This is a genomic window from Thalassotalea profundi (genome assembly GCF_014653195.1).
Classification (GTDB): domain Bacteria; phylum Pseudomonadota; class Gammaproteobacteria; order Enterobacterales; family Alteromonadaceae; genus Thalassotalea_B; species Thalassotalea_B profundi.
The window spans coordinates 75,535-92,202 of the sequence record NZ_BNAH01000009.1 but is presented as its reverse complement, the minus strand read 5'-3'; the positions used below and the strand labels follow the sequence as shown (position 1 = coordinate 92,202).

General features: G+C 35.3%; 19 protein-coding genes and 1 pseudogene. 8 read left to right on the top strand and 12 right to left on the bottom strand.

Going from position 1 to position 16,668, the window contains the following annotated elements; genetic code table 11:
- Positions 1–6: 6 nt before the first annotated feature.
- Complete coding sequence (locus tag IE155_RS11870; RefSeq protein ID WP_189378470.1) at positions 7–1,569, bottom strand: amidohydrolase family protein; 1,563 nt, start codon at positions 1,567–1,569, stop codon at positions 7–9.
- Between the two features lie 244 nt (positions 1,570–1,813).
- Between IE155_RS11870 and IE155_RS11865 the strand changes: the two genes are divergently transcribed.
- Positions 1,814–2,215, top strand: coding sequence for an acyl-CoA thioesterase (locus IE155_RS11865; protein ID WP_189378469.1), 402 nt, complete (start codon positions 1,814–1,816; stop codon positions 2,213–2,215).
- Positions 2,216–2,423: 208 nt separating this feature from the next.
- A complete protein-coding gene (gene ssb, locus IE155_RS11860) occupies positions 2,424–3,095 on the top strand; it encodes a single-stranded DNA-binding protein (protein WP_189378468.1) in 672 nt (223 codons plus the stop codon).
- A gap of 182 nt (positions 3,096–3,277) precedes the next feature.
- Here ssb and IE155_RS18165 read toward each other — a convergent pair whose 3' ends face one another.
- Both IE155_RS18165 and IE155_RS11850 read right to left on the bottom strand, forming a co-directional pair.
- Positions 3,278–3,460 (bottom strand): His/Gly/Thr/Pro-type tRNA ligase C-terminal domain-containing protein, encoded by a 183-nt coding sequence (locus IE155_RS18165; RefSeq protein WP_373295371.1) that lies wholly within the window; start codon positions 3,458–3,460, stop codon positions 3,278–3,280.
- Positions 3,461–3,575: 115 nt separating this feature from the next.
- Positions 3,576–4,022: pseudogene (locus IE155_RS11850) on the bottom strand (aminoacyl--tRNA ligase-related protein); the annotation flags it as partial.
- A 110-nt stretch (positions 4,023–4,132) separates the two neighbouring features.
- On the opposite strand from IE155_RS11850, the gene IE155_RS11845 reads away from it, so the two are divergent.
- Both IE155_RS11845 and IE155_RS11840 read left to right on the top strand, forming a co-directional pair.
- Positions 4,133–5,248 (top strand): permease, encoded by a 1,116-nt coding sequence (locus IE155_RS11845; RefSeq protein ID WP_229817263.1) that lies wholly within the window; start codon positions 4,133–4,135, stop codon positions 5,246–5,248.
- Positions 5,249–5,673: 425 nt separating this feature from the next.
- A complete protein-coding gene (locus IE155_RS11840; RefSeq protein WP_189378466.1) occupies positions 5,674–6,084 on the top strand; it encodes an ArsR/SmtB family transcription factor in 411 nt (136 codons plus the stop codon).
- Between the two features lie 334 nt (positions 6,085–6,418).
- Here the strand turns inward: IE155_RS11840 and sigX are convergent, their stop codons facing one another.
- The 3 genes from sigX to IE155_RS11825 are packed head-to-tail and all read right to left on the bottom strand — an operon-like array spanning position 6,419 to position 8,105.
- Positions 6,419–6,991: an RNA polymerase sigma factor SigX gene (gene sigX, locus IE155_RS11835; protein WP_189378465.1), complete on the bottom strand. Its 573-nt coding sequence runs from the start codon at positions 6,989–6,991 to the stop codon at positions 6,419–6,421.
- Positions 6,992–7,008: 17 nt separating this feature from the next.
- Positions 7,009–7,836 carry a mechanosensitive ion channel family protein gene (locus IE155_RS11830; protein WP_229817261.1) on the bottom strand — a complete coding sequence of 276 codons (828 nt, stop codon included), beginning with the start codon at positions 7,834–7,836 and terminating at the stop codon, positions 7,009–7,011.
- Entirely contained in the window at positions 7,833–8,105 is a 273-nt protein-coding gene (locus IE155_RS11825; RefSeq protein WP_189378463.1) for a hypothetical protein, read from the bottom strand. Before IE155_RS11825 ends, IE155_RS11830 begins: the two co-directional genes overlap by 4 nt.
- 438 nt (positions 8,106–8,543) lie before the next feature.
- Between IE155_RS11825 and IE155_RS11820 the strand changes: the two genes are divergently transcribed.
- A complete protein-coding gene (locus IE155_RS11820) occupies positions 8,544–9,599 on the top strand; it encodes an OmpA family protein (RefSeq protein ID WP_189378462.1) in 1,056 nt (351 codons plus the stop codon).
- Between the two features lie 130 nt (positions 9,600–9,729).
- Positions 9,730–9,930, top strand: coding sequence for a hypothetical protein (locus IE155_RS11815; protein WP_189378461.1), 201 nt, complete (start codon positions 9,730–9,732; stop codon positions 9,928–9,930).
- A 73-nt stretch (positions 9,931–10,003) separates the two neighbouring features.
- Here IE155_RS11815 and IE155_RS11810 read toward each other — a convergent pair whose 3' ends face one another.
- Together IE155_RS11810 and IE155_RS11805 are read right to left on the bottom strand one after the other, a co-directional pair.
- On the bottom strand, positions 10,004–10,195 hold the full coding sequence (locus IE155_RS11810) for a hypothetical protein (protein WP_189378460.1): 192 nt from the start codon (positions 10,193–10,195) through the stop codon (positions 10,004–10,006).
- A gap of 392 nt (positions 10,196–10,587) precedes the next feature.
- Positions 10,588–11,958, bottom strand: coding sequence for a peptidoglycan DD-metalloendopeptidase family protein (locus IE155_RS11805; RefSeq protein ID WP_444545871.1), 1,371 nt, complete (start codon positions 11,956–11,958; stop codon positions 10,588–10,590).
- 156 nt (positions 11,959–12,114) lie between these two features.
- Between IE155_RS11805 and tyrS the strand changes: the two genes are divergently transcribed.
- Entirely contained in the window at positions 12,115–13,314 is a 1,200-nt protein-coding gene (gene tyrS, locus IE155_RS11800) for a tyrosine--tRNA ligase (protein ID WP_189378459.1), read from the top strand.
- A gap of 170 nt (positions 13,315–13,484) precedes the next feature.
- A complete protein-coding gene (locus tag IE155_RS11795) occupies positions 13,485–13,808 on the top strand; it encodes a ribonuclease E inhibitor RraB (RefSeq protein ID WP_189378458.1) in 324 nt (107 codons plus the stop codon).
- A gap of 6 nt (positions 13,809–13,814) precedes the next feature.
- On the opposite strand, the gene IE155_RS11790 is transcribed toward IE155_RS11795, so the two are convergent.
- The 4 genes from IE155_RS11790 to mtnN are packed head-to-tail and all read right to left on the bottom strand — an operon-like array spanning position 13,815 to position 16,615.
- The gene (locus IE155_RS11790; RefSeq protein ID WP_189378457.1) at positions 13,815–14,441 is read right to left on the bottom strand and encodes a trimeric intracellular cation channel family protein; all 627 of its coding nucleotides are present in this window, start codon (positions 14,439–14,441) and stop codon (positions 13,815–13,817) included.
- Positions 14,442–14,452: 11 nt separating this feature from the next.
- Positions 14,453–14,839, bottom strand: coding sequence for a rhodanese-like domain-containing protein (locus IE155_RS11785; RefSeq protein ID WP_189378456.1), 387 nt, complete (start codon positions 14,837–14,839; stop codon positions 14,453–14,455).
- A 44-nt stretch (positions 14,840–14,883) separates the two neighbouring features.
- Positions 14,884–15,858 (bottom strand): cobalamin biosynthesis protein CobD/CbiB, encoded by a 975-nt coding sequence (locus IE155_RS11780; protein WP_189378455.1) that lies wholly within the window; start codon positions 15,856–15,858, stop codon positions 14,884–14,886.
- A 46-nt stretch (positions 15,859–15,904) separates the two neighbouring features.
- On the bottom strand, positions 15,905–16,615 hold the full coding sequence (gene mtnN / locus IE155_RS11775) for a 5'-methylthioadenosine/S-adenosylhomocysteine nucleosidase (RefSeq protein WP_189378454.1): 711 nt from the start codon (positions 16,613–16,615) through the stop codon (positions 15,905–15,907).
- Positions 16,616–16,668: the final 53 nt, after the last annotated feature.

Here is a 16,668-nt window from a genome sequence, read left to right as displayed (position 1 = left end):
AAGTTGTTACTCTTTTGCTTTTGCTTGATTTTTTGCTTTAACAACGATATCACGTACATCTTTTAATAATGCTTTTGCATCATAAATAATACCGTCTTTTATTGTGTAATTAACACCACCAACACGAGTAGGTGTATTATTTTCATCTAACCTAAAATGGCCCGTGCCATAAAGTACTTTAAAGTTTCTTAATGGGTTTTCAGTAAGAATAACTAAGTCAGCTTTTTTTCCAACACGAATTGAGCCAATTTCATCTGCCATACCTAGCGCTTGTGCGCCATTGATAGTGGCAGCTTGTAATACTTCTAAAGCGTTAAATCCGGCTTCTCTGAGTAATTCAAATTCTCTTATTAAGCTAAACCCATAAATTTTAAATATATAACCGGCGTCAGATCCTGTAGTAACACGACCACCATTGTTTTTGTAATCGTTGATAAAAGTCATCCATTGCTGATAATTTTTCTTCCATGCGATTTCGTCATCGGTAGTCCAGTCAAACCAATATGAACCGTGTGCATTTTTATTTGGCTGAAAAAAGTCCCATAAAGTGGGTAAGGTATAGTCTTTATGCCAGTCAGCATTCATGTCTCGCATTAAATCACGGCTGGCTTCATATATTGTCATGGTTGGATTGATCGTAAAATCTAATGCAATTAGTTCGTCGCGGACGGCATTCCACTTTTTACTCTTTGGTTTAGCGGCTTGTTGCCATAATCGTCCCGCCTCACCAAAACGGTCTTGCTCGTTTTGGTAATTATAATCAGGTGAATAGTTTTGAATAATTTGTTGTTCAAACAAGGCTTCAGGTAAGCCATACCAATGTTCCATAGAGACAAGCCCTAAACGAGCAGAGTCAATTACATTCATGTTGACTACGTCGATTTGAGCATGATGCATCATACCGCGTAAACCATGTTTTTTCGCTTCAGTTAAGGCGGCTTCTATTATTGCCGGTGGTGCACCAAAAAATTTAATGCCTTTAGCACCTTTTTTGGCGATATTCTTAACCCACTTTTTGGCTTGTTCAGGTGTCGTAATTGGCGTTTGTTGGCCCATACCAAAAGCAAAATAAGGAATTATACGTGGGGCGGCAATCGTATTGCTTTCACTACGCTCAACATGATCCATTACCCATTCAATTCCATTAAAACTCCCCGGTTCACGCACGGTTGTTATGCCATGTGCAAGCCACAGTTTAAAGACGTATTCTGCTGGAATATTTTTTGCACTGCCGCCAATATGCGCATGCATATCAATAAATCCGGGTAAAACATATTGACCGGAAATATCTATTTCCTTATCACCTTTATTTGCTTTAGGTCGAGCGTCAGGGTTAATTGGAACACCAGGATTACCCACATTTACTATTCTAACTATACGGTCATTTTCTATTACAATATCCATAGGTCCGCGAGCAGGTGCACCTTCACCACTTACAACTATTCCACCTCTTAGTATTAAGCGTTTGTATGGACCTTCTCCTTGTTCTCGGTTGGGTGCTTTTGCATCAGCAAATACCTGAACTGAAAAAAAATAAAATGAAAGTATAAATATTAAAATATGCTTCATAGTGCTCTCTTTATTATTTTATCTAATGCTCTGATGACATGATGATTAATGCTGTTATAGGTTTTCATGCGTTAAAGTACATAAAAATTATTCATCAAGATTAGCATATAATTATTATTCGTAACGTGTTTAATTAAAACGAGAGCTAGTTACTACTTATATTGTGAGTAAATATTTGATGATATTATGGGGTAATTAATAACGCTCATATCAATAACAATATAAAAGAAGGTAGCAATCACCGATGCAATATTTTAGTGAAAAACTTAATCCTAGGTTTAGCGATACAGATGCACTAGGTCATATCAACAATACGATGGTGCCTATTTGGTTTGAAGGTGCGAGAGATCCTATTTTTCGTTGGTTTAGCCCCGAATTAGACACTAAAAATTGGCGACTTATTCTAGCAAAAATAGACGTTAATTTTATCGATCAAATGTATTACGGACAGTCTATGGAAATACGTACTTACATTGGTCGTATCGGTGGTTCGTCTTTCGATGTTTATCAAGAGCTTTGGCAGAATGACAAGTTATGTGCCTCAGGTACAGCGGTAATGGTGCATTATGATTACCAACAACAAAAGTCAGTAAGAATTCCTGAAGCAATATCAACACAGATGCATGTGTATTTACATAAAGTTTAAGACACAGAATTAAGTCAAAAAAGTGAGTTAAACAATAATTATTCCTAAACAAAAATTATTTTTAGCTAACGCTGTCACAACAATAATGACAGTGATAGAATGTTCTACTTAATTATTAAATCTATAAGCACTCACGCTAATTCAGCGAAATATAGTGCTTATAAGTCAGTAGTTTATTATTACTGCAAATCTTTAGTGAGAGTGATAAATGGCCAGTCGTGGTATAAATAAAGTCATCATAGTAGGAAACTTAGGGCAAGACCCAGAAGTACGTTTTATGCCAAACGGTGGTGCAGTTGCCAACTTTACTGTTGCAACATCAGAGACATGGAAAGACAAGCAAAGTGGTGAGCAAAAAGAAAAAACAGAATGGCATCGCATTGTAATGTATCAACGTTTAGCAGAAATTGCTGGCGAGTATTTGAAGAAAGGTTCAAAGGTATATTTAGAAGGTCGTTTACAAACGCGTAAATGGCAAAATCAACAAGGCGCTGATCAGTATACAACTGAAATAATTGTCAATGATATGCAAATGTTGGATTCTCGTGGTCAAGGTGCTCAGTCTGGTGGTTTTGCTCAACAAAATCAGAACCAGCAACCGGCACAGGGTGGTTTTAATCAAGCACAGCAACAGCCAGCTTATCAATCACAATCAGCCCCGCAAACAGGTGGTTTTAATCAACAGCAACCTGCAAAAGCACCAATGCAACAAAGTGGCTACTCTAACCAAGGGCAACAACCAGCTCAATCGCAACAAGGCGGTTATTCAAACCAGGGTCAGCAGCAAGGTGGTGGATATAATCAACAACAACCAGCATCTGCACCGAAAGTAAACCCTCAAGAGCCAACCATCGACTTTGATGACGACATTCCCTTCTGATGCTTATAAAGTAAGAAATGTTGAAAAATAACTTTGAAAGCCGCTATTAAGCGGCTTTTTTAGTTTTATTAGAAATTTAATGTTGAAAATTTAAAAACGTAAATTAGATGATTACAATGCTCATTTTTGAGTGTTGAAAGGACTAATTATACTCTCAATTTTTACCTTTTCTTTACTACCAGCTAGTCGTTTTTATATTCGACAATCCCTTCATTTAAATTGCGTTCGCTAATGATTATAATATGTGGGATTCCAATTAACTCAATATCATTAATCATTACACCAAGGCTGTCCAGCAGCACTTCAACCTTATTAGAGCTTAAAGTGCAGTACAACATTCCAGCAGCTTTTTGTGCGGTGAAGATTTATGCATATTGATCGGGATAATAGCTACATTAAAAGGAGCTATAGATTCAGGCTATTTAATTCCAAATTCATTATGATATTGTTTAATCGTTGCTGCCACAACTCGTGTATAACCGATCGCATAACACCCAAATGAGGCCTAATTTCATCTCTAAATTTGGTTTGAATTTGATAAACACTCAAAGGAAGCTTCTTGTAGGAGCTTATTTCATTATGGATGATATCTGTGATGATTTCTTCATGAGTTGGGCCTAAAACGAACGACCAATTGTGTCGATCTGAAATGCACAATAACTCCGCGCCAAATTGATCCCAACGTCCTGTTTCTTTCTATAAGTCAGAAGGTTGCACTAATGACATTAAGGCTTTTATTATTCCAATATTATACATCTCTTCTCTTATAGTATTCTCTACTTTACGCAGTACTCTTAAACCAGTAGGAAGCCATGTGTATAAACCTGATGATAATTTTCGGGCCCTCAACATTAATTGGTGACTGATAACATCAGCATCATTCGAAGTGGCCTTTTGTGTTGTTATTAAATATTTAGTTGTTCGCATTTCTGGTATCCATTATCTAGTAGTGTGTTTAAATTTTACGAATTATCGGAAAACCATTAAGTGATAAAGGCTTTTCCATATACGGGGTTAATTACCTTTTTAGAGCAATTATGATGTTTTCAAAAGCAAATAGTTGCACAATCGTGCATATGTGCGTATATTATGATCCAGATTCAACACTTAGAAGAGAGATTATTTTGGATATAGAAAAATTAATGGTAGCGCTTAATGAATTTATTCATGTAGGCGGTGGGTTGGTACTCATTATTGCAGTCGTTTCGGTTTTAACTGGCCTTATGCGAGAATATGTACCGCAAGATAAACTACAGAAAAAAATCAATAAGCATGAAAAATGGGGGACCGTTTTAGGGGCTGGTTTTGGAATGCTTACTCCTTTTTGTAGTGCTGCCGTAGTGCCAGTTACTATGGGGATGGCCTCAATGGGAGTTTCTTTAGGTACTGTTTTGAGCTTTTTAATTTCAGCACCGCTGTGTAACTTTATTGTATTAGCTATGATTTACGCTATGTTTGGTTTAAAAATAACAGCCGTTTATCTGGCACTTACATTTAGTGCGGCTGTTATTGGTGGCTGGATTATTTCTAAATCGCCATGGAAAAACGAGATTAAACGAGGTGACGAATTAGAAGATGCAAAGCAGGTTTCAAGTTGCAGTACATCAAATTGTGCACCCGCTAATTTGAACGAGGGGATAGCAGCATGTCAAAGCGTAGCTCAAGAACCAAGCACAAATGTATGTGCTACAGTGAGTATGAGTTGCGATTCATCAGCTGCACTGGATATGGATAAAGTTCAGCCTGCCCGCATGAGAAGAGCCATGCAAACCGCGGTTGCGCTATTTAAGCGAATTGTTCCTTATGTTTTATTAGGTGCACTCATAAGTGGTTTATCTGCCGCATATTTACCAGCGGAACTTGTAGAAAAATATGTTGGTGGTGATGACTTAAGTGCAATTATTATTGCAGCTGTTATTGGGGTTCCTTTGTACTTACGCATTGAAATGGCAATACCGTTACTAAAAGTGCTAATTATGAAAGGTATGGGATTGGGTCCAGCGTTAGCTTTAATAATAGGTGGTACAGGCGCGAGCTTACCTGAGATCGCGTTAGTTTCTTCAGTATTAAAGAAAAAAGCAGTATTCGCATTTGTAACAATTGTTTTAATCACTGCTGTTTTAGGGGGGATAATATTCCAGTACGTAATTTAGTGACTTTTGCGCCACTCATAGAAGTGGCGTTTTCTTAGGGGGAGTATGAAGCTCAAGATTCTATCGTGTGAGAACATACCGAATGAGTTATAAAGATACTTTGACAATTATCGGCAATAGTTGAATCGTGAATTTAACCAATGGAGGCTTTGGGCATATAACATAAGTATATTCAGAGACTTTTTGGGATCAAAACAAGGGCAAAGGTTTTTGTATTGCCGGTGTATCAGAAGTCGGCCGAAGAACTGGCTAAGCAAGGGGATGAATACATAACTTTTGTTACCAAATTTTGGTTGTTGTTTTTAGGGGGATGGTGGCTAAACAGAGCATAAGAATATTTCATACTATTCATTTTGGAATAGTTTTTCTTATTGAGGGCGGTATAATGATTAGTAGGTTCTTTCTATGCAGCAAGCAAAAAAATTATGATTGATGTTAATTATATTGATGCCCTTAAAGCATTATCAGATCCAACTCGATTACGCTTATTTTGGCTATTACTCCATATTGATCAACGTATAACTGTTGCTGAAGCATTAGATGTAACCGGTGATACTCAGTATAACGTATCAAGAAACCTAAAAATGCTTTTTAAAGCGGGATTATTAATACAGCAAAAACAAGGGAAGTGGGTTTATTACACATTATGTGAGCAAAGTGTGCCTCATTGCCAAGCGCTGGTAGATTCGGTTAGACATCTACCTTCTGAACCTTTCTCTGAAATAATAGAACGATGTATTTTACGCTTGTCTCTGCGTGTTGATGGAGAGTGTGTCGTCGGTGCTAATAGCGATGAATGGAAGGCACTAATCGAAAAAGAAACATTAGTTAATTAACGTAAGAGGAGTTGTATTTCGTTTGTTAGCAATAAAAGCGGTGGGCTGCAATAATGTCTCGAGCGATACTATCCATTACCTTCCTAATAGTGAAGCTCATTCAAAAAGTACAACAAGCTTAAAAATTGAATGGGCCACTCTTCAATATACCAATAACCCACAGAGCAAGTGATAAGTTATTTTCGCAAGTTATGGAAATCTTAATTAATGTATTATTATTTGAAGGCTACAATAAAAGTCGAGTAGTTGTAGTCGAAATGATAAATTTTTGTTGTATCTAATTAATAATTAATAATTAATAATAAATACCAATGAATTAATTAAGATTTTGTTATTATTCAGTTACTTCATATTCGTTTATATTAAGTGCTGAATTATCTTTTAATTGTTTTTGTAAAAACTCAATAACTCGTTTATGGCGCATTTTTACTGCAGAGAGTTTTAGTTCACATATATCTGCTATTTCTTGAAGCTCTAGACCGGTTCTATATCGCAGTAGCATAATGTTACGGTCAATAAATGATAAATGCTCCATTAAGTAAGATAATGCTTCGGAAAAGTCTATTTCCTTAGTGTCATCTATTATAGTGTTAATAAAATACTCACTGTCTTCTATTTGTGTGTTCCAACGGCGATCGCGTATTTTGTTAATACATTCATTATGAGCAATTTTAAATAGCCATGCCTTGAAGGACACAACCCACTTAAAACTTTTTAAGTGGGTTAATGCTTTAATTAGAGTTTCTTGTACAGCATCTTCTGCATCTGATGAATGATTCAATAATTTTGAGCAATAACCTTTTAAATCAGAAAGATAAGGGGTTATTAATTGCTGAAAAAAACGGGTGTCATAGGGTAACCCCTCTTGCACCAATGCAACAAGCTGACGTTCATTGAGCGTAGCCAAGTGTTCAAAAAATTCTATTATTGTTTTATTACTTTGTTTGCGAGTAAAAAAGTATTCGGCAAGGTGATGATTGACTCTTCACTATCCATTACTTTGCTCGCAACACTTCCTATGGAGATTAAAGTGCCCTTTGTTTCGGTTACTTCTATGCTATCACCAACTTGGTACATTTCTCGTAAATAAACACCGGCAACAATTTCTTGTGCCATTGATTTTGTACCTATACCCAAAGAAATTGCTGCGGCTAAACCTATGCTAGCAATGACAACTGTCATGATGTTATTTAAAAGTGATACATCAATATCAAGTTGTGTAATTGATAGTGACACAGTAATGATGATAATTATGCCACGACATACTTCAGCAACAGAACGCCCATAATCTACACCTGTATTTTTCGCTGCTATTTTGACGCCATTGAAAACAATCTGTGCGACAAAAAAACCACATAAAAGTACAGCCAAAGAAGCGAGTAGTTTTGGCAAAAATAGTACAAGAGTATCAATTAAGCCAGAAAGTATGGTTAATCCTATAATATCTAATGCGGCTAATAAAAAAATCAATAAGAAAAAAATAGATATTATGCTTGCTACTATTTGGCTTCCGCTTATGTTGATTTCTAGTTTATTGAGTAATGTATTTAAGCCTAGTCTATCTAAAAAGGTATTAAAGCCAATTTTTATTAACGATTTATTGATTACCTTTTTAATTAGAGATGATACAAACCAGCCCACAATTAAAAATAAAAAGGCGATAATTAGGTCGGGTAAAAAAGTGATCATATTATGCCAGATGGTGACGAATCCCGAATAGGCCTTATCTGAGATATTTGCTGTGTTCATCATTTATTCCTGTTGTTAGGTTTGTGGCTTGTTGATGAAGCCAGTTCATTATTATTGTTAACTTGTTTAAATATGGGGTTTAATATTTTCATAAAGATACTAATAAATACTATCCATATAGAAGCCATACCCAATGCTAATAAGTCTTTAGTGCCTTGTTGATTATTTATCGTTGAAGTTGCCCGTTTGAATAACTCATCATCAGAGGTGGTAAAAACATGCTCGGGTTCATTTGATAATTCTTTAGCTATTTTAGTATCTAAATCTTTCATCTTATTCCTAGGTAAAATCTTACCGCTTTATTTATTAACGGTTGGCTGTTTAGAAAGTCACATTTTATTTGTATAATTATCATCTTCAATGCTGGCCTTGTAATAAGGTGGATTTATCCAACAAAAAAATGGCTTCTTTGTGTAAGGTTTACAATAAGCTATGAAATTATTTCTTTTTTTAATGATAGTTTATTAAGTACATTGACTTTTTGTTCTTTAAGTTTTTGATTTATAGTAAAAATTACCTTTTTAATAAGTTGGTTTTAACTTTGCATTATTGGAACTATATTCTACATCGAATAGTGAGGATTGTTTAATTTAAGAAGAGAAATTTCAGTTTAAATAGATAATTATTACTTTTAAAAAATAAAATGTGACTTTTGACAATGTCATTCGTTATAACTTTAGAAACAACATGAACTCAACAAGGATTTAATTGTGAAAATTTTTAATATGACTCTGTTAGCTGCATTGATCAGCTCTCCATTAGCAGCAGAAAATATAGATAAAACATGGGAATTAGGTGTATTTGGTGATTACATCAAATCAAGTACGCATAAAGGAGAAGATGCTTTTTGGCAACAAATTGAGGCAGGTAAAAGTATTGGCTTAGATTTACAAAAAATTATTAATGACTCTTGGTCTGCGCGCTTTGAATTAGCGAAAACACGTTTTTATGTAAATAATGGTAATGACACTGATTATGGTACTCGTTTTGGTATTGATGCCTTATATAACATAGAAAATTCGAACCTTTATGTTTTCTCTGGAGTAAAACGCTTCAATACTATCAGAAATTATACGGCTTTAGATGTAGGTGCTGGTTTTTCGGCACAAATAAGTGATCGTTTATCATTTTATAGTGAAGCGGCTGTTTATCGTGATCTTGACTATGGTTTTACAGATCAAGGTATAAAAATGGGGATAAAATATGCTTTTGGTAATGAAAGAAAAGCTCCTGTTGTTGCTAAACCTCAGCCAGCACCAATAACACAAGAAACTCCGTCTAAAAAAGCACCACTAGATAGCGATAATGATGGTGTAAGTAATGCTAATGATCGCTGTGACAATACACCTGCAAACGTAAAAGTAGATTCTGTAGGTTGTACTTTATATTCAGAAAAAGAAGTTTCAGTAAACTTAAATGTAACTTTTGAAAATAATAGTGCAAAGATAAACTCAACAGTAGTCAATGATATTCAGCGTTTAGCTGATTTCATGAAAGAATATACTAATACTAATGTTGTTATTGAAGGACATAGTTCCGCTGTTGGTGATGCTACCTATAACTTAAAGTTATCACAAGAGCGAGCAGATGCTGTAAAAGCCGTATTAATGGGAACATTTAATATTGATGCTAGTCGTTTATCAGCTAAAGGATTTGGTGAAACTCAATTATTAGCTAAAGGCAATTCTAGCGCAGATCACAGTGTAAATCGCCGTGTTGTTGCTCAAATTGAAACAACAGTAAAAGAAGCTGTTAGCAAAAATTAATTGTTTTATTCGTATTAGAGTGGGGTATTCATCTAATCCCCTTTGTTTACCCTGCTCTATGCGAAGCTTTTAATTATTACAAGTTTCAAATTCGCTATTAGTTAGTTGTTTAAATGTTAAAAGGAATATTATGAGAAGAAATAATGCTATAGCGCGTAAATTTATTTCTGACAATATTAAAATTAATGCAAGTGTTTCTTCGTACCCTTTAAGAAAAGTTAAATCAGCAGCCCCTATTTTAAGCTCAAATATGCATATAAACGTTGATAAAGGCTTAACCGCAGGAATAGAAAAAGCGGAAAGCAACACGCTAAACAATATTTTGTTATAGGCGTATTTAAAGAGTTCGTAGACACAATAAAGGTAAAGACATAAAAAAAGCTTCTTATGAAGCTTTTTATTTATTAATAGTAAGTATCTTCTCTATTATGAGCCTGGGGATCATATATTATTTCATCGTAGTCCACTTCGAAGCTATTATTGTCATCTGTGTTAGCCATATAAATAGTACGGGTTGAGCCATCAATCCAGGTCACAGTGCCACTACCTTTTTTACTACCGCATTTCATACCAATGTGAATATCGTTAAATTCCATAGAACCCCCTCATAAAATTATGAATTTCTATAGCTCAATTAGTTTAGAGTTATTATTTTTAGATTAGTTCAAATATGAATACCTAACTAATTGCGCTCGTTTTTTCTACAGCGAGCAAACCATTATAAGGAGAAAAATTATGATAGCTAGATAGAAAATAGAGAAAAATCATTGTAACGCTAACAAAGTTAAGAGATCCCTTATTAAACTTGCTTTAGCGAGATAGAATGTTTTGTCATAAGTGAATGTTTAGTCACTTATGACCTTGCGTTTATTCAGTTACTTAGTAGTAGTAAAAAATTTTAACGTGTTGATTTATATTGATATAACATTTTAAATTTAAAAGCTATACATATAATATTTATACTATGTTTGTGTATTAAAACTAGAGTTTATGGTGCCTGAAGTCGCTCTTTACTAGTCGATTTGCTGTTGGCAGCAAGAAGTGCTTGTCGAGAACCTGACAACTGTTTTAGACGTTGTTTAGCAATTTGCATAAATTCATTTTTATACTTTTTAGCTATAGGTTGGGCATCAGGTAATTTTACTGTTCTTGGGTTACGATGAACACCGTTTAGTAGAAATTCATAATGTAAATGTGGGCCAGCGGCTAATCCAGTAGCACCAACATAACCAATTACTTGTCCTTGTTTTACTCGTTGACCTTTTTTAACGGCGCGTTTGGAAAAATGAATATATTTAGTTTCTATCCCGTTTCCATGTTGAATAAAAACATGATGGCCATTGTATTTATCATAGGTGGCTCGGGTTACTTTACCGTTACCTGCTGCAACAACTGGAGTCCCTGTCTTAGCTGCGTAATCAGTACCGCGGTGTGCTTTCCAACGCTTTTGTACTGGATGAAAACGTTTAGGCTTAAAGTTTGAGCTGATATATTTAAAGTTAACAGGAGCTCTTAGGAAGGCTTTACGCATGCTTTTTCCGTCAGGGGAGTAATATTCTCCATCACTAAAACGAATTGCTTGGAAGGGGGAGTCTTGGTTAATGAATTCAGCAGCTAAAATTTTACCAGTACCAATAAACTCACCATCAATATATTTATTTTCATAAACCACATGAAAACTATCACCTTTTCGAATATCCAGCCCAAAATCGATATCCCAGCCAAAGATATTGGCAAGGTTAATGATTTGACTGTCATTCAATCCTGATTCTATACCAGCATTCCAAAAATTTGTTTTAATAACACCATGAGCAATAGTGCTTTGCACCTCAACTGACTTTTCTTCAAATTTTGCTTGATACTTCCCATCGATGAAATCGACGAATAAAGTGTTAGTTTGAGATATTGGATATTCGAGAGCAACTAACTCTTTTTTATCATTAGTTGCAATGTGTAATACATCACCAACTTGTAATTTTTTAAGTTGTTTACTGGCTTTACTTTCAACATTACTTACTTTGTATGTGGTTTGCGCGCTAAAACCTAAACGTTTAAATATTTTTGCGAGAGAATCACCACTACGTACTTTTGCCGTTTTCCATGTAACTTTTTCATTAATGTCACTGTTCTGGGCTATGTTATTTTCATCGTTTTTAATCGGAGAAGAAGTAACAACTTCCTCAGGTAGTTGAAGTTGGTAGCGTTGGCCTATTTTTAACGAATTATTTTCGCTTTGGCGGCTTGCGGTCGCTTTTTCAGAAGGCAGTATGATCAATAACAGCAAGATTACGCTAATAACACTAAGGATTATCCTGTGCTTTTTTGGCAACTGTGTGTATAAGTTTTTTATGTTATTCAAGGAGTTACTACCTTTACAACTATTTCAACTACGACGTCTATCGTCTACTATAACAAATTAATATACTAACAAACAACGTTATGGTTTTCACCTTAGGCAAATTTACAGTAGAATTCGCTTATAGTTTTTATAAATTTTATTACTGGAGCCGAGTAAATGACCGATGTCAGCCAAGCGTTTGCTGAAATAAAACGTGGTGCAGAAGAGATCTTGCTAGAAGATGAATTGTTAGAAAAGTTAAAGCAAGGTAAACCACTAAAAATTAAAGCAGGCTTTGATCCTACAGCTCCCGATTTACATTTAGGTCATACGGTTTTAATTAATAAATTACGCCAATTTCAACAATTGGGTCATGAGGTCATTTTTTTAATAGGTGACTTTACTGGCATGATTGGTGACCCGACGGGTAAAAATGTAACTCGTAAGCCTTTAACAAAAGAAGATGTATTGGCTAATGCTGAAACTTATAAAGAACAAGTATTTAAAATATTAGATCCAAGCAAAACTCGAGTTGAGTTTAATTCAAGTTGGATGGAAGCATTAGGTGCTGCTGGTATGCTCAAACTTGCTTCGCGTCAAACTGTTGCTCGCATGATGGAACGTGATGACTTTAAAAAGCGTTATGCAGGTGGTCATGCTATTGCGATTCATGAGTTTATGTATCCTTTAGTTCAAGGGTGGGATTCTGTTGCATTAGCCTCAGATGTTGAATTAGGTGGAACCGATCAAAAATTTAATTTGCTGATGGGGAGAGAGCTGCAAAAAAGTGAAGGACAACGACCGCAAACAGTATTAATGATGCCACTGCTTGAAGGTTTAGATGGTGTGCAAAAAATGTCTAAATCACTTGGTAATTATATAGGTATTACAGATACGCCTTCTGATATGTTTGGTAAAATCATGTCTATTTCTGATGATCTAATGTGGCGTTATTATCAATTATTAAGTTTTAAAGCGCTTGATGTTATTGATGGTTACAAACAACAAGTTGCTGATGGTGCGAACCCTAGAGATATTAAAATCGCGTTAGCTAAAGAGCTTATTGAGCGATTCCATGATGAAGCGGCAGCGGAAGCAGCGCATCAAGAGTTTATCAATCGCTTCCAAAAAGGTGCAATACCAGATGATATGCCAGAATTTGAAATTCCTACTGAAGAGGGTGAGTTGGCAATTGCTAACTTACTTAAAGAAGCAAATTTAGTTGCAAGCACGTCAGAAGCAATGCGTATGATCAAACAAGGCGCAGCAAAAATGAATGGCGAAAAAGTAGCGGATAGTAAAATAAAAATAGCTTCTGGCACCACTGCTGTTTTTCAGGTTGGTAAACGTAAATTTGCAAGAGTTACAGTTAAGTAACCTAATAAAAAGATACGATTAAAAAAGCCAATAATGAAATATTATTGGCTTTTTCGTATTTATCGATGGTAATTCAATGCAAAATAATTGAATAGTAATTTGAGCATTTAAGCGTTAGGCATTTTTGCCGCCTCTGAGTATAATTAGCTTTTTTATAGCAGGTAATTTTTATGACTTTTCCAAACGATGATACGGGCCAAGTTTTAGCTGAAATGTATAATGAAGGTATTGATTTTTCTATAATTCATAAAGTGGTTTTTTTTCAGTTATTTGAGCATATAGAAGATGCTCAAGCTATGGCAGATCATCTAGCCGCTAAAGCCCCTGAAATGGAAGTAAATTTGCACGCAGATGAAACTCCCAACGTGTGGGATGTCGACTGTGCTGTTAATATGCTATTAGATTATGATGCTATTATTGCTCAGGAAGCCGAATTTGAGCAACTTGCAGCTAAATTTAACGGTTACAACGATGGTTGGGGGGTTGAGGCATAAGAAAGCCTATACATCGTTTTTTTCTATTATCTGAAATGCAGGTAAGGAAACTTGCCAATAAATTGCTGCTAATCTAAGTTTTAGCGCGCCTAAGATAGCGAAGATAATAGAGAAGTTTTCAGACCAACCTAAGTAATTAAAAAATACATATAATCCTCCACCTAAAATAGCCGCTGTTGCGTAAATTTCTTGACGAAGGATAAGTGGAATTACATTACATATTACATCGCGGATCATACCGCCAGCGACACCTGTAAGTGTACCCATGACGATCGAAACTGAAATAGGCGCCCCCAACGCCATTGCCTTTTGCGTTCCAAGGACAGCAAATAAAGCTAATCCAAAGGCATCAGCAATTAGTAAAAAGCGTTTAGGTATTCGTTTAGGGCAACGAATTAATACTATGGTTAATATAGCCGTTAGTAATATTACATAAAGATAGAGAGGGTTTTTTATCCAAAATACTTGAGTATCAAGAATAACATCTCGGATAGTGCCACCGCCGATTGCGGTAACCGCAGACAATACCACAACACCAAAGGGATCTAATTGGTATCGACCTGCCATTAATGCTCCAGAAAAAGCAAAAACTACAACACCGAATAGATCTAACCAATAGAGTAATTCAGGCATTAGTGAAACTGTTATTGGCTAATTACAGGTAAATCTGCTGCTAGCCATGCATTCATATCTCCGGCTAAATGCTTTACTTGAGAGAACCCATTTTTAACCAAAATATTTTCGGCTATATCAGCTCTCTTTCCCGAGCGACAATGCACTATAATCATAGTATCTTTGTATTGGTTAAGTGTCGCAAGTTTACTTTCAATTTCATCATGACTAATGTTGATAGCCCCATCAATATGTTGTTGTTGATATTCTTCGGCGGTACGAACATCTAATACTATAAATTGAGGTGCTTTTTCAGCTGATTTCATACTTAATAGTTGTTGTTGAGATACTACAGGCACGTCAGATGCGTTAGCAAAATAACTCATAAGTACTACAAGTAATGTGATTATATTTCTCATTTTCTGTTTCCAATTAATTTATCATGGCTTAATTTTATACTATTTTAGCGATTGAATAATGGCAAATAATTTATTGTTGCTATTATTAATATACTCATTACAAGGATTATATTAACTAAAATTAGCTGTTTGTTAGCACTCACAATATCTGTTATCTCTGGTGCTTTACCTATATCGTTAAAACTGGATCGTCGTATTTTTTTGTGATCATATATAGCAACACCACCTAATTTAATATGCAGACGAAAAGCATGTAATGCAATGATAATATTTGTATTGAGTTGAAAAAAGTATACTTTCGTAAGGAGAAAATGAGAGATGAACCCATTACCAATTGTGGTGGCTAAATAAGCTAAATAATAAATTCTAATCGGTAACCATGAAATTAATTGTAAAATAAGGTTACTAGTTTGACCAAAATAGTGAAATTTAGTGAGTTTGATATTCCAGCTGTAATGCATTTCAAGAATTAAACGATAAGCAAAAGCCATTATTGGCCCGACTATTAAAAAACAACAAGCTACAACTATATGACGTTGTAGATGCTTTAATAATTGCATTTCAATTGTTGCTTTACTCAATCCCATTGTCGATAACGTAGCTACATCTCGTAAACTATAGTTATCTAGTAAATTTCTTGCTGATTTTTTATCGTTGATGTGGAGTTTTTGACTTATCTTATTATTAAGGCGTATTAAATTAAAGTCGCCAAAGGCAAAGTAAAGTAGAAGGAACTGCCATAACCAATTAATAGCAATGAAATCTTCAAATAACCATAAAATAACAACTATCGGCACTATGGTAATCAGTAACGCAATGAGTCCTGCTATTTTCTGCTGGTCATTGCTATTGCTTGATTTATTAACTTTATCTGACAAGCGCTGACAATAGTGATTGAAATACTTCATCGTATTATCAGCGCTAAAATGGCCAATAATAGACTTAGTAACAACTACTGTCGTTAAAATGATAACGCTTTGTGTAACAGAGGGGAGTGCTGAAAAATCGAACATCATCATAGCTAAACTTTATTTTTAAAGGTTTCTTTTTTTAATATGTTAATAATTAACTTAAAGTTTGACCTTTAAGTGTATTGAGCATTTGACATACCAAAGCTGAAGAATTAACTGATGCTGTTTCCAGGTAAGCCTCAAATGATATAGGGGACTCTTTTCCCGCAATATCTGACATTGAGCGGATAACAACAAAGGGTATATCAAACTGATGACAGGTGTGTGCAATTGCTGCACCTTCCATCTCTACTGCTGCCATGGTTGGGAAGTTATTTCGCGCTTTAGCAATATCGTCATCTTTTGTCATAAATGTATCGCCGGTTGTGATAAGGCCTGTTAGCGTTTGAATGTTCTCTAATGCCTTGGCACTTTCTTCAGCTGCATTCACAAGTGTTGAGTGCGGAATATAGGCAGGTGGATTGGCTGGTAGTTGACCTATTTCATAACCAAAAGCAGTAACATCGACGTCGTGGTAACGTACTTCAGAGCTGATTACAATATCGCCGACTTTGAGAGATTGTTCAAAGCCGCCAGCAGAACCAGTATTTACGACATAATCAGGATTATAGCGATCTAATAGAATTGCTGTAGCAAGAGCAGCTGCTACTTTACCAATACCAGACTGAACAATCACCACATCAACGCCTTCTAATTGTCCTTGGTAAAACGTAAAGCCCGCATGTGTTTCAATGAGAGGATTGGTTAATTTATTTTTTAAAATCGCGACTTCTGGCTCCATTGCGCCAATAATACCTGCTTTCATTTAAGCGTCTCTATCAATGTTTGAAGGCACTATTATAGCGAGAGCTAGATAAA